Annotated in this window: 12 protein-coding genes; 5 read left to right on the top strand and 7 right to left on the bottom strand. The window is 63.8% G+C overall.

Annotated elements, in window-relative coordinates; translation table 11 throughout:
* Positions 1 to 192: 192 nt before the first annotated feature.
* From JQ558_RS02195 to JQ558_RS02205, 3 genes are read right to left on the bottom strand one after another with little or no spacing between them, the layout of a single operon-like run.
* A complete protein-coding gene (locus JQ558_RS02195) occupies positions 193 to 1275 on the bottom strand; it encodes a class I SAM-dependent methyltransferase (protein ID WP_212205391.1) in 1083 nt (360 codons plus the stop codon).
* A gap of 28 nt (positions 1276 to 1303) precedes the next feature.
* Positions 1304 to 3415, bottom strand: coding sequence for an alpha/beta hydrolase (locus tag JQ558_RS02200; protein ID WP_212292709.1), 2112 nt, complete (start codon positions 3413 to 3415; stop codon positions 1304 to 1306).
* Positions 3416 to 3424: 9 nt separating this feature from the next.
* Positions 3425 to 4048 carry a TetR/AcrR family transcriptional regulator gene (locus JQ558_RS02205; protein WP_212205401.1) on the bottom strand — a complete coding sequence of 208 codons (624 nt, stop codon included), beginning with the start codon at positions 4046 to 4048 and terminating at the stop codon, positions 3425 to 3427.
* Between the two features lie 271 nt (positions 4049 to 4319).
* Between JQ558_RS02205 and JQ558_RS02210 the strand changes: the two genes are divergently transcribed.
* A complete protein-coding gene (locus tag JQ558_RS02210; protein WP_192737438.1) occupies positions 4320 to 4664 on the top strand; it encodes a DUF1491 family protein in 345 nt (114 codons plus the stop codon).
* A 70-nt stretch (positions 4665 to 4734) separates the two neighbouring features.
* On the opposite strand, the gene JQ558_RS02215 is transcribed toward JQ558_RS02210, so the two are convergent.
* Positions 4735 to 5709 (bottom strand): DUF2336 domain-containing protein, encoded by a 975-nt coding sequence (locus JQ558_RS02215; protein ID WP_212205405.1) that lies wholly within the window; start codon positions 5707 to 5709, stop codon positions 4735 to 4737.
* A 242-nt stretch (positions 5710 to 5951) separates the two neighbouring features.
* Here JQ558_RS02215 and JQ558_RS37060 point away from each other — a divergent pair, with 242 nt between their 5' ends.
* A complete protein-coding gene (locus JQ558_RS37060) occupies positions 5952 to 6143 on the top strand; it encodes a hypothetical protein (RefSeq protein ID WP_249119637.1) in 192 nt (63 codons plus the stop codon).
* Positions 6144 to 6158: 15 nt separating this feature from the next.
* Complete coding sequence (locus JQ558_RS02220; protein WP_212292710.1) at positions 6159 to 6932, top strand: hypothetical protein; 774 nt, start codon at positions 6159 to 6161, stop codon at positions 6930 to 6932.
* Positions 6933 to 6974: 42 nt separating this feature from the next.
* Here the strand turns inward: JQ558_RS02220 and JQ558_RS02225 are convergent, their stop codons facing one another.
* Genes JQ558_RS02225 through JQ558_RS02235 form a run of 3 tightly spaced genes read right to left on the bottom strand, consistent with a single transcriptional unit; the run spans position 6975 to position 10489 of the window.
* Complete coding sequence (locus JQ558_RS02225) at positions 6975 to 7601, bottom strand: DUF1254 domain-containing protein (protein WP_212292711.1); 627 nt, start codon at positions 7599 to 7601, stop codon at positions 6975 to 6977.
* Complete coding sequence (locus JQ558_RS02230) at positions 7598 to 8176, bottom strand: DUF1214 domain-containing protein (protein ID WP_212205411.1); 579 nt, start codon at positions 8174 to 8176, stop codon at positions 7598 to 7600. Before JQ558_RS02230 ends, JQ558_RS02225 begins: the two co-directional genes overlap by 4 nt.
* 27 nt (positions 8177 to 8203) lie before the next feature.
* Entirely contained in the window at positions 8204 to 10489 is a 2286-nt protein-coding gene (locus JQ558_RS02235) for a transglycosylase domain-containing protein (protein ID WP_212205414.1), read from the bottom strand.
* Between the two features lie 306 nt (positions 10490 to 10795).
* Here JQ558_RS02235 and JQ558_RS02240 point away from each other — a divergent pair, with 306 nt between their 5' ends.
* Both JQ558_RS02240 and JQ558_RS02245 read left to right on the top strand, forming a co-directional pair.
* Positions 10796 to 11314: a YcgN family cysteine cluster protein gene (locus JQ558_RS02240; protein ID WP_212292712.1), complete on the top strand. Its 519-nt coding sequence runs from the start codon at positions 10796 to 10798 to the stop codon at positions 11312 to 11314.
* A gap of 104 nt (positions 11315 to 11418) precedes the next feature.
* A complete protein-coding gene (locus JQ558_RS02245) occupies positions 11419 to 12552 on the top strand; it encodes a patatin-like phospholipase family protein (RefSeq protein WP_212292713.1) in 1134 nt (377 codons plus the stop codon).

Here is a 12552-nt window from a genome sequence, read left to right on the forward strand (position 1 = left end):
CTGCTGCACAAAGGCTCTAGGTGCTGCTTGGAAGCTGCAAGTGGGTTCGACCCTTCCCGCGGACCCGGGCGCGGCTTGCACCGCAGTTTTGAGAATATGGTTGGTCCGCGCGACGGTCAACCCGCCGTATGCCGGCCGCAGGGATTCCTGCGCCGGTGAACTTGGCCAGGCTTGCAGCCGCCATGCGGGAAACTACGGCCTTGCTTCGAGGATCATGTTGAACGGCGTCTCGGTGGCGCGACGCACGCTCTTGAAGCCACCCTTCAGGATGACTTCGCGGAGCCGTGCTTCGCCGGCCTGCGCGCCCAGCGCCGTGCCGACTTCCTGCGAGAGCGAGGTCGGCACGCAGATCATGGTCGATGCGGCATAGTACAAGCGCCCGACCGGGTTGAGGTTCTGCTCGAGACGATCGCCCGCTATCGGCTCGCAGATCATCCATGTCCCATCGTCCTTCAGGGATTGGCGGATGTGGGCGGCGGCTCCCGCCGGGTCGCCCATGTCGTGCAAGCAGTCGAAACAGGTCACGAGATCGTAGTCCGTGCCGGGATAGTCCTTGGCGAGTCCGACCTCGAAGCGCGTGTTGGCGGAAGTGCCATGGGTTTCGGCATGCGCCTTTGCATCCGCAATCGAGCCGGGATGGAAGTCGTAGCCGACGAATCGGGATTTGGGGAAAGCCTTGGCCATCAGGACCGTCGACCAACCGTGGCCGCAGCCGACGTCCGCGACATTGGCGCCGGCCTCCAGCTTCTTCATCACGTCACCTCCGAGAGCAGGAAGCCACGTCGACACGATGTTGTTGTGATAGCCGGGCCGGAAGAAGCGGGCCACCGCGCAGAACATGCAGCCGGCCTGATCGCCCCAGGCGACACCGCCGCCGGACTTGAACGCGGCCTGAACTTTCGGCTGGTTCTCGAGCATCGCCGCCATCAGATCGAAGCCGCCCATCAGATAGACCGGGCTGTCGGGAATGGCGAACACCATCGCCTGCTCGGGCGGCAGCGCGAATTTCGCCGAGGCAGGATCGTAGGACAAATAGTTGGAACTCGCCTGATTGGACAGCCACTCGCGAAGGTATCGCGGATCGACCTTCGCGGTGCCGGCGAGTTCGTCTGAGGTCATCGGCCCATTGGTGTGTAGCGCCTTGTACAATCCGAGCGCATCGCCCATCCGTACCATGGCGACGCTGGACGCGCCCCCGAGGTCGCCCAGCATCTGGCCGACGAATGCGTTGAGTTTGCCTTCATCAATCCGGGTCGCTTGATTAACGCTCGACATAGCTACCTCCACTGACAATTGATTGCGGTTAGACCAGATCCGCCAGCATGCGGGCGGCACGGACGGCACCGTCGACTTCGACGGATTTGAATTTGGCCGGCGCGCGCAACGCACCAACCATCGCTTCCGCGATCATGTCCGGCGTCGACGTCGCGAATGCCATGCGCGTGCCGGCGCCGTAGCGATCAAGACGATGGGCGACGTGGAAATTCTGCTCGAAGTGGTTCTGAAGCGGGAAATAGAGGAACGGTGTTCCGGCCGCGGTCAACTCCATGCAGGTGGTAAGGCCGCCCTGCACGAGCGCGAGATCGCATGCGGCGAGATGACGGTCGAGGTCGGGTACGAAGGCGCGCATCTCGACGCCGTCGGGCGCGCCGAGCGAGGCCGGATCGATCCGCGGGCCCGCCACCACGATCATGCGCAATTCGGGCAGTCTGGCCCGTGCCATCGGATAGCTCTGCAGGATGCGTTTGATCAGGTGGGTGCCGACGGCGGATCCGCCGACCGTGACGATGCAGACGCGCTCGTCCGGCCGGTAGCCGAGCCGCTCGCGCAACTCCGCGCGGCTGCCGAAAATATGCGGATGTTCGCCGATGATGTAGCCGGCGAAATCGAAATGCCGCGGCACCCAGTCGCGCATCGCCGGCAGGTCCTTGCCGAACGACAACGGGATGATGTCCTCCAGGCTTCCGACGAAAATGGCGCGGTCGCGCACGCCGGGATGCCGCTCGATGTGTTCGATCATTTCGGCGTTGTAGTCGGTGGTCAGAAACGCCTCATGCTCGCCGCCCGACGGCATCGGCACATAGCCGACGAAGTCGGTGAACCAGGCGAGTGCGGCTTTCTTCAGCTCGGGGTGCTCGTGCCAGTAATGATCGATGTCCCAGGCCTCGTCGGCGATGACGAGATCGTAATTGCCCTCGTCGACGGCATCCTGGAAGGTCATGAAGTTCGCGATCAGCACCTCGTCCATGTGGCGAAGAGCCTGGAAACAATGCAGGTCGTGCTCGCCCGACTCCATCTCGATATGCCTGGACTCGCTGGCCAGCCGCGCACTCAGCGGATGAACGCGTTCGCCGTTCGCCTCCAAGAGGCGTGTCACGGGATCCTGTGCCAGCCAATCGACCTCCATATCCGGGTGCAGCTTGCGCAGCTCGCGGGCGATCGCGATATCGCGCCGCCCATGCCCGAGGCCGATCGGCGAGGAGAGATAGAGTGCGCGTTTGGCCTTCCTTGTCGTGCGGTTCGATCGGCTTGCGGGGGAGGCGATGGCGAGCCTGCGAGCGAGGAAATCGACAATCAGGGTGTTGGTCTTTGCGGGGATGCGGCCGAGCGGGTTGTGACCGCCGCCCGGAATGGTCACCAGCTCCGCATTCATGACCTCGGCCAGCGATTTCGCGCGTGCATGGCGCTGGATCTGGTCGTTGTCGCCGTGAATGAGCAGCACGGGACAGCAGATCTTGCGGTACATCGCTTCGCTGACATCGAAGCGCGGCGGGATCAGCCGTGCGTCGACGGTGTTGACCAGCACCGGGCCGGTGGTGTCACTGGCCCAGCCGATGCCGTCCTCGATCTGCTTGGTCGAGTGCGGTTCGGTATGGATGTTGCGAATGAAGTGGTCGGCGAAGTCGGGATAATCCGCCAGCCAGTGCTCGCGGTTGTATTTATTCCAGCCGTCGAAGCGCTCCTGTTTGGTGTCGAAATGCTGGTTCGCCAGGTAGGCGTAGTTATCAGGTCCGATACTCGATACCGTCCCGACCAGGATCGCGGCCTTCACACGATCAGGATGATGCGCGGCCAGCACGCTGGCGAGCATGCCGCCAAAGGACAGCCCAACGAGGATTGCCTTTCCCGCGTCGGTGGCGTCCATGACGGCAAGCAGATCCGCTACGTAGTTGTCCCGCGAGTAGGCCGCCACATCCTCAGGACGGTCCGACTTGCCGTTGCCGCGGCCGTCATAGGTGATGCAGCGGAAGCGCTCGCTGAAATACGGCAATTGCGCCTTGTAGATCCGCGAATGGACGATGCACCAGGGCGGCACGAACAGCATGGTTTCCGGGCCAGTGCCGTAGATCTCGTAATAGATCCTGACGCCGTCGCGATCGATAAAACCACTTTCGTCGGGCAGTTTCGCACGCATCGCATCACCTCATCGATTGGCTGCACCTTCGACGCTGCGAACGAGATCACCGACCCGTCGCAAGGACTGGCGTATCGGCGAGCCTTTCTTCTCGAAACCAAGCAGATAGAGGCTTTCTGCGCCGATGAACGCATTGGCAGCAAAGGCTCCGACCTCCTCGGGCGTCAGCGGGCCGAGGCCGCCAAATTCACGTTCAGCCTTGCGTGCCGCGCCGACGATGAGATCGACCCATCCCATGATCGCGGTGCGAACGACCTGCGCGACCGCCGGGTCGGACCAGCTCGCAGCGATCAGTTCCTGCAGCACGCGCACATAGCCGGAGGCGATGTCGTCATCGAGATAATCGCAGGCCCGGTCCCATTGCTCCGACAGTTTGAGACTGGTGTCGCCGAACATCGCGTTCTGGCGATCCAGGAGCTGCGCGTTCAAGTACTCGAACAGCGCCAGCACCATCCCTTGCTTGGATCCGAAATGATAATGGATCTGGCTCAACGGAACGCCGGCAGCCGCCGCGACGTCGCGGGTCGACAAGCCCGCGTAGCCGTTCTGGCGCAATACTTTCTTGGCGGCTTCGAGCAGCGTGGTGCTGGTCTCTGCCTTTTTCTCAATTTTCTTGGCTGCGGCGCGCGCCACGATGAAAACTCCTTCGCGTAATCATAATTCGGTCGACCGACCGAATCAAGTCCGATTGCTCACAATCTTGTGCGCGCGGACTTGCGACATGGACCGAGATTGCGTTGATCAATCCATGACTGGTCGGGAACCGCGACTTTGGAAATCGTGCCGGCTTTGACAAGTGTTTGTTACGATCGCGTTGCGGATAACTCTGCCGACTGCGTGCGCAAGGGATCGCGCCTGGCCATGGCCTCTGGCGTCAGCCTGGACGCTGGCCTATCGTCCGGCCATGCGATTGAAATCATCTATCTGGGTGGCGGCCTATTTGCGCCGTTGCCAAACCGAAGGCGTCTTCGGCGCCGTGCGCCGGCGCGGCGCGGAAGAAGCCGGTGCTGTGTTCGTCAAGGTGGCTCACCTCGACGGCAACGCCATGCTGTACGGGCCGGCGCCGCAGACCGTCTATGACGAGAGCCGGCCGACCGAGCGCCTGTTCGTGCCGGCGTCGCCGCAGCCGGTGCCCGAGCAGTCGGTGGAAGAACGTCTCGCCAAGGAAATCAAGTTCGATCCCGACACCTGGATCGTTGAGACCGAGGACCGGGCAGGGCGGCATTTTCTGGAGCTGGCGAAGGCCTGAGGCCGGCCTATTCTATCATGGGGTTGTTTTCGAGATTTAGTGCCCGGGCACAGGATCGTTAGGCCGTCGTCTAGCGCTTCGTCCCGTCGGTGCCGGTGCGCACGATTGGCGCGCTTCCGGGCTGTACGGCCGGCCGCGTCTGGGATGGCGCGGAGCGGGCGCGGTTGCGCTCGTCGTCGTAGAGCGCGGCGCGATATTTGGCGCGCGTGACCGCCATGGTCGAGCCGCGCCACGCCGCCAGCATGACCAGCGCGGAGCGTTCGGTCAGCCGGTCGTAGAGCCGCGACAGCCGGTAGACATGGTGCACGGAGACGCCGGATTCGGGATTGAGGAACATCAATATCCGCTGGAACGCCGCGCTCGGCATGTCGAGCGCACGGGCCGCGCAGGCGAGCGGCTCGCCGCCGGGGTCATTCACCACCTGGGTGGCGATCCGCGCCGGCAGGATCAGCGCCTCGCCGATCTCCAGCGCGAAACTGTCGGCGTCCTCGGCAAACGCGGCCATCTCCAGCGTCTCGATCGCACGCTTGGCGCGCGCCGCCGGAATTCGCGCAGAGGCCTTCAGCGGCGTGTCGTTGAGATTGTGCAGGATCTGCGTCCGTTCGCTGGCATTGGCCGCGAAGAACATGTCGCTGATTTCGGCGGCATCGTTGGGCCGCATCGCCAGGCTGGAGGCCATCCGCAGTTCCGCTTCGGTCGGCACCCGGGGGGCCGCTTCAGGCGGGGTGGGCGCAATCGAAGGCGCGAGCGGCACCGTCTGGCCGGGATGGGCGCGCCGCAATCCGAGCTTGTTCATGATCTCGAGGGGGGTCGCCGGATAGATAGCAAGCCGGGCCCGCACGGCCGCGCGGGTGGCGTCGTCGACCTGGTCGATCAGCCTTGAAGTTAACTCGACGAACTGCCGTTCCTCGTCGGCGGAATGCGCGCTGGTCTGGACATAAAGGTCGGTCAGCACGCGCAGCAAGGTGGGGCGGATGTCGACGCCCTCGCGGCGCGAGAGCGACATCAGCCCGTCGAAGCCCGGAAATAATGGTGCTGCGGTCATGTCAGGTAAACGCGACTTGGAGATCCCCTTGGGTGAGCCTACTTGGGGCGCTTTAAGAGTTGGTTAAGGAAAACAACCCCTGAAAAAATGCCGGACTTTTGCGGCTGTTGCGTAAACCACGGCGGCCGATCCGGCGGCTCGCCCCCAAGCGGTAATTAAGATGCCGTTAACCACGTTCTGTTCTGAATGATCGCATGTCGCCGGCCAAATCATGTCCGTGCGGCAACGAGAGAGAACGGAACATGGGCACCATCATTGAATTTCCGGCGGATGCAGCTTCGCGGCGGCCCGCCCCGGATGGCGCTTCGGGCGAGGGCATGGGGACCGTACTGATCCTTCCGGTTATCCGGATCGAGCGTCCAACCGACGAGAGCGGCGGACGCGGACCGGAAGAAGGTACAGCTCCCAGCCGCCGTCGCCGTCGGCGCCCCTGACAACGGACATTTGAAATGCCGGAGCTGCGCCATCCGATCCGGACCGCCGGGCTTCGGTCACTCCCGGCTCTTATACTCATCCTGATGGGCTCGGCCCTCGGCGGCTGCAGCGGCGGCGATTTCGGCCGCACCCGCGCGGATTTCCGCAACGACGATATGCATCGCTGGCTGGGCGCCGAGGCCACCGGCAGCGTCGGGCTCAAGCCGTCGCATTTCCAGCTCACCGAAAACGAGCGCCAGCTCCGCGATCTCGCCTATCCCCTGATCGAGCCGCCGCTTTCGCGGCCTGCCTGGAAGAGCGTGTTCGGCGACTACCAGCCGTTGCCTTCGCCATGGCGGCAGAAGGTGGTGTTCGATCGCACCACCTATGGACGCGCCCTGATCGACGAGCCGCACCGCTCGCATACCTCGCGCTATCAGCAATTGATCGAGGACGTGCGCAACGACATCACGCGGTTCGAGCCGTTCTTTGCCTCCGCCATCCGCGTGATCGAACTCGACCGCAAGCGCAGCGCCAGCCTGAAGATGGTCTCGGAGCTGTCGCCGAGCGAACGGGCCGACGCGGTCGCCCGCATGGAAGAGAACACGCTGATCGTGCAATGGGTGCAGCAATGCCTGGAGCGGAGGATCTCGTCCTATCGCTGGGCGCTGGAGCGGCTGGTGATCCATGCGCCTGATGGCATCGCTGCCGATGCCGACCGCCTGATCGGCGAACTCGCCGCCCAAACCGCCAATCCGCCGGTCGCCGTCAACCCCGTGATCGGGCGTGCGGTCACGGTGAAGGGCTGATGCCTCACACTTGAGCTTGCCGTCCCGCGTGATGCGCGGTGGCTATCGCTTGCCCTTCGGCGCGGGCGCGGGCGCGGGCGCCGGTGCGGGGGCCGGCGGTTCGGGCTGCTTGGGCGGCGCGACTTCGGTCTGCAGCGTGCAGCGCGATGCCGCCAGCGAAGCCTGGGCCTGCGGCATCAGGCCGGGCTCCGGCGCCAACGCCTTCAGCACGATCAATCCGGTGATGGTCGGGGAGTCGATGATCAGCCGGTCGGCGGCGGTGACTTCCTCGTCCTCCGGCAACTGGCCGTGTTGCTCCTCGGTCATCAGGTCGAGTTCGATCACCTTGCGGCCAGCGGAGCGGTCGTTGATGGCGTAGTAAGCAACCTCGTTGCGGGTGTAGAACGACACCGACGTATAGGCCTGGCTGACCGGGACCGTGAGCTTGAGCGGGCCAGTCGACAAATCGTAGCGGCAGATCGCGACCGCGAACGCCGGGTCCATGAACGGCATCGGCGCGTTGTTGGGATCGGCGAGCGCGAGCGGCGTCACGGCGTTGGTCCTGGTCATCGGTGTCAGCCGCGAATAGGCGTCCTGGGTTGCGATGCGCGGCAGCGCCAGCACGCTGACGAGATGCACCACGCCGCCGAGCAGCACGCCTGCGATGATCGTGAACAAGAGCCGGATCATGGGCAGCCCACCGTGGTGATGGAGGGCATCGGCGCGTCGCGCTGCGTGCGCGTCGCGACCCCGACCGGCGTATCGTACAACCGCAGCATCAGCGCGTAACGCTCGATCCCGCCGGTCGGCAGCCAGTTTCCGGCGCGCGAGCGCGAGGCGATGCGGATCTCGAACGCGCCGTCGGAGCCGCGGATGATTTCCTGGCTGGTGAAGCCGTAGCGCTGCAACGAATTCGCCACCAGATGTCCCTTGCGGTCGAACAGCGTCAGCGTCCAGAACCGTGCCGCCGGCGTCACGCCGCTGACCACCACGTCGCAGCGTCCGTCGAGCGGTTTCTTCTTGTCGTCTGTGGTGGCCGAGAAGGCGATGCCGTCGCCGGTGCCGATCGGCAATTCACCGCTGCGTGCAATCGAGGCGCGCGAATAGGGATCGACTTCGGCGGTGCCGCTCTTGGGCCGCGCCGTCCATGAGCCGATCGTGAGCGTGCCCAGATCAGTGCCGCGCGTCGCCGTCAAATAGGTCGAGCCCAGACCGACGACGGTGGCGAGCGCCAACGCGAGCAACGTGATGAAGATCAGCCGCACAGGCCAGTGCTCCGCAAAATCACCGCACTAGTTCTTCCGCTGCGCCGGCGGAGCCTGGTCGCCGGCGGCTGCGACGTAATTGTCGGGGAAGGCCAGCGCGCTCGACGATGTCGTCTTGCCCGGCTTGGCCGGTTCGCTGGCCGACGTCTTGCCCGCGGTCTTGCCGGCCTCGTCGAGCAGCTTCTCGACGCGCACCAGGATGTCGGCGCCGCGCTTGGTGAGCACCGGCGGCGGGCCCGGTTTGGTATCGAGGATCTTCGGCGCGCCATTGGCGGCGACGTTGGCGGGCTGCGCGGCCTGCGGCAGTTTCGTGCCCATGCCGATGCCCGGCACTTCCTTGATCTCGACGCCCTGGTGAGCGACCACCATGACCTCGCGCCAGGTCTGCGCCGGCAGCGAACCGCCGGTCATGCGGTTGGTCGGGGAATAGTCGTCATTGCCGTACCAGACCGCGCAGGTGAAGTTTCCGGTGAAGCCGACAAACCAGGCGTCGCGATAGGCGTTGGTGGTGCCGGTCTTGCCGGCGGTCGGAATGCCGTCGATGATCGCGCGGCGGGCGGTGCCTTCGCTCACGACGTGGCTCATCATTTCCGACATCTCGGCGGCGACGTTGACGGGAATGGCTTGCAGCTGCTTCTTGCCGTCGCGATCGAAGCGCCAGACCAGATCGCCGGCGCCGGTGCGCACTTCCAGCACCGCATGCGGGATCGGCGCCTTGCCCTTGTTCGGGAAGGTCGCATAGGCCACCGCATGTTCGAGCACGTTGACCTCGTCGGAGCCGATCGGCATCGACGGCGTATCGGGCAGGGGCGCCTTGATGCCGAACCTGCGCGCCACTTCGGTGATCTTGACGCGGCCGGCCTTGGCCGGATTGGGCGACTTGCCGCCGAGCGCGATCGAGAGCTTCACCGGTATGACGTTGATCGAACGCGTGATTGCCTGCGTCAGCGTCATCGGTCCGGAATAGGAGTGGCTGTAGTTCTGCGGACACCAGTTGCCGATGCAGACCGGGCCGTCGACCACGATCGAGGACGGCTTGTAGCCGTTCATCAGCGCGGTGGCGTAAACGTAGGGTTTGAACGACGAACCGGGTTGGCGCATCGCGTCGGTCGCGCGGTTGAACTGGCTGGCGCCATAGTCGCGTCCGCCGACCATGGCGCGCACGCCGCCATCGAGGTCGGCGACGGCAAGGGCCGCCTGGGTCGCATGATAGTCGCGGCCGAACTGGCGGAGCTGGTTCTCGACGGTTGCTTCCGCGGCGCGCTGAACGGTCATGTCGATCGCGGTGCGGACCACGAAGACGCGCTCGGTGTAGGATTTCGGGAACGTGTCGACCAGCTTGCGCATCTCCTCGAACGCCCAGTCGAGATAGTAGTTCGGCGAATTCTCGTCGCGGCGGTCGACGGCGACAGCCGGATTACGCCGCGCGCCGAACACCTGACCTTCGGTCATGAAGCCGGCATCGACCAGGTTGTCCAGCACCACGTTGGCGCGGGCGCGGGCGGCGGGCAGGTTGATGTGCGGCGCGTATTTGGTCGGCGCCTTGAACAGGCCGGCCAGCATCGCGGATTCGGCAAGCGTGACGTCGCGCGCCGACTTGTTGAAATAGAAATGCGCCGCACCGTCGACGCCGAAGGTGCCGCCGCCCATATAGGCGCGGTCGAGATAGAGTTTCAGGATCTCGTTCTTGGTGAGCCGCGTCTCCAGCCATATCGCAAGGAAGGCTTCCTTCACCTTGCGTTCGATGGTGCGCTCGTTGTTCAGGAACAGGTTCTTCGCCAGCTGCTGAGAGATCGACGAACCACCTTGGCGCACGCCGCCGGCCTGCGCGTTGGTGACGAGGGCGCGCGCGGTGCCGGCGATGTCGATGCCGAAATGGTCGTAGAAGCGGCGGTCTTCGGTGGCGAGGGTCGCCTTGATCAGATTGTCCGGAAAGTCCTCCAGCGGGATCGAGTCGTTGTGCTTGATGCCGCGGTTGCCGATCGGATTGCCGTAGCGGTCGAGGAACGACACCGCGAGGTCGGATTTTTTCAGCCAGTCGTCGTCGGCGGTTTCGCGAAACGCAGGAACCGCGAGCGCCAGCATCAGGATCAGGCCGCCGAGACCGATGGTGGCGGCTTCTGAAGCCGGCTCGATGAACACCCAGCGCTTCCAGCCGCCGACATAGAAGCGGTCCATGAAGGTCGAAAAGCGCTCATAGAGTTCGCGCGCGCCCTTGCCGGACGAGAACAACGTCGAGTCGATGCGCGCGTCGAGGTCCAGCATGACGTGCTGGATCTTTGTCTTCCATCGCGCTGGAATGAACTGGCGCACCGGGGCCCTTGGTCGGTTCGTAGGCGCTCTGCGCACGCTTGGCGCTATCGAGACGTCTTGCTTCGATGTTGCGGCAAACCCAAGGCGCTTTTGCGGCTCGCCAGGCGGCCTTCAAGCACGTTGGGGACTCGCGATTGTTCTATCCGAGCGGGGGCCATAAACCAATGGTCTGGCTCACCATTTTGATGGTCAGGACTAACGCTGCCCCCGGCTTTTTATACCGGCTGGAGCGGTCTCACTTGCAAGGCTGCCACCGCACCTCCTAGAAGGGCGCAAGACCGATCCGATCCGGAAAACCCTGAATTTATGACCGCACCGCCCAAGCCCGTTTCCGGCCAGGAGGGATTCTTCTGGAAAACCAAGACGTTGGAAGAGATGTCCAGCGCCGAATGGGAAAGCCTGTGCGACGGCTGCGCGCGCTGCTGCCTGGAAAAGCTCGAAGACGAGGATACCGGCAAGATCTATTTCACCCACGTCTCCTGCAAGCTGCTCGACTCGGGCTCCTGCGCCTGCAAGGACTACCCGAATCGCTCCGCCCAGGTTCCCGACTGCGTCCGGCTGACCCCGGAAAACGTCCGCACCCTGAACTGGCTGCCGCCGAGCTGCGGCTACAAGCTGGTCGCCGAGGGCCGTGACCTCTACTGGTGGCACCCGCTGCTATCAGGTGATCCCAATACCGTGCATGAGGCCGGCGTTTCCGTGCGCGGGCGGGTGCAGGGAACGGAGAACGAGATTGCCGATGTGGATCTCGAAGATCACATCGTGCAATGGCCGGCGCTGTTGCCGAAGCGGGCGCGGCTCAAAAAACGCCCCGTCACCAAATGACGCACGCGCTGGGGCTTCACAACCCAAGGTCGAAGCGCTAGCATGCGAAGATAGTTTTTCTCTGGATTGCATTTTTAAGTAGTTTAGCGCCTGGAAGTGACCGCATGCCTGATGCGCCGGTCGTCGCTATACCAACGGATCCCGAGGTTGCGCAGCTTGAGCCGACCATGGCGCTTTGCCTGTCAGGCGGCGGCTATCGTGCGATGGTATTTCACATCGGCGTGCTCTGGCGTCTTTATGAAACGGGGTTGTTGCGCGATATCAAACGAATATCGAGCGTCTCGGGTGGCTCGATCACGGCCGGCGTTCTGGCGCTGAAATGGCGTGAGCTCAGTTTCAAGCCGAACTCGGTCAAGACCGATTTCATTCCCAAATTCGTTGCACCGCTGCGCGCCTTTGCCGGTGTAACGATCGATGCGGAATCGGTCATTCTGGGTGCGTTGCTGCCGGGCAGCATCGGCGACCGCATCGCGCGCGCGTATGACGAGCATTTGTTCCACGGCAAAACCCTGCAGGACATGCCGGACGAGCCGCGCTTCGTGATCAATGCGACCAACGTGCAATCCGGCGTGCTCTGGCGCTTCATGAAGCCTTACATGCGGGACTATCGCGTCGGCAAGGTTTCGAAGCCGAAGGTCCCGCTGGCGCACGCGGTGGCGGCGTCCTCGGCATTTCCGCCGGTGCTTTCGCCGTTCGAATTGCGCCTCAAAGAGAGTGATTTCGACAAGAGAAGCGGGCTGGACCTGCAGCGGCTGCCGTTCACGACGCGCGTCGTTCTCAGCGATGGCGGCGTCTACGACAATCTTGGACTGGAGACTGCATGGAAGCGGCATCAGACCGTGTTCGTCAGCGACGCCGGCGGCAAAATCGAAGCCGAAGAAGAACCCGAGACCGACTGGCCGCGGCATTCCTATCGTGTGCTGAATCTGATCGATAGCCAGGTACGCTCCTTGCGCAAGCGCCAGGTGATCGAGTCCTACAAATCGGGTGAACGGAACGGTGCCTATTGGGGCATTCGCACCAACATCGCGGACTACAAACTGGCCGACGCTCTGCCGTGTCCTCACGAGCGTACACTGCAGCTTGCGGAAATACCGACGCGCCTGAAGCGGATGGACGACGAGACGCAGGAGCGCCTGATCAACTGGGGTTATGCCGTGTGCGATGCTGCGATACGCAAGCATGTCGCGGCCAAGCAGCCAAAAGCCGAGTTTCCTTACCCGCAATCGCCGATCTAA

The sequence above is a fragment of the Bradyrhizobium sp. AUGA SZCCT0160 genome (assembly GCF_018130105.1).
Classification (GTDB): Bacteria; Pseudomonadota; Alphaproteobacteria; order Rhizobiales; family Xanthobacteraceae; genus Bradyrhizobium.

What these genes read in the sequence shown, in the direction of transcription:
- JQ558_RS02245 (WP_212292713.1), top strand. Translation starts at nt 11,419, where the DNA reads ATGCCTGATGCGCCGGTCGTCGCTATACCAACGGATCCCGAGGTTGCG.
- JQ558_RS37060 (WP_249119637.1), top strand. Translation starts at nt 5,952, where the DNA reads ATGGGCACCATCATTGAATTTCCGGCGGATGCAGCTTCGCGGCGGCCC.
- JQ558_RS02220 (WP_212292710.1), top strand. Translation starts at nt 6,159, where the DNA reads ATGCCGGAGCTGCGCCATCCGATCCGGACCGCCGGGCTTCGGTCACTC.
- JQ558_RS02195 (WP_212205391.1), bottom strand. Translation starts at nt 1,275, where the DNA reads ATGTCGAGCGTTAATCAAGCGACCCGGATTGATGAAGGCAAACTCAAC.
- JQ558_RS02210 (WP_192737438.1), top strand. Translation starts at nt 4,320, where the DNA reads ATGCGATTGAAATCATCTATCTGGGTGGCGGCCTATTTGCGCCGTTGC.
- JQ558_RS02215 (WP_212205405.1), bottom strand. Translation starts at nt 5,709, where the DNA reads ATGACCGCAGCACCATTATTTCCGGGCTTCGACGGGCTGATGTCGCTC.
- JQ558_RS02225 (WP_212292711.1), bottom strand. Translation starts at nt 7,601, where the DNA reads ATGATCCGGCTCTTGTTCACGATCATCGCAGGCGTGCTGCTCGGCGGC.
- JQ558_RS02200 (WP_212292709.1), bottom strand. Translation starts at nt 3,415, where the DNA reads ATGCGTGCGAAACTGCCCGACGAAAGTGGTTTTATCGATCGCGACGGC.
- JQ558_RS02240 (WP_212292712.1), top strand. Translation starts at nt 10,796, where the DNA reads ATGACCGCACCGCCCAAGCCCGTTTCCGGCCAGGAGGGATTCTTCTGG.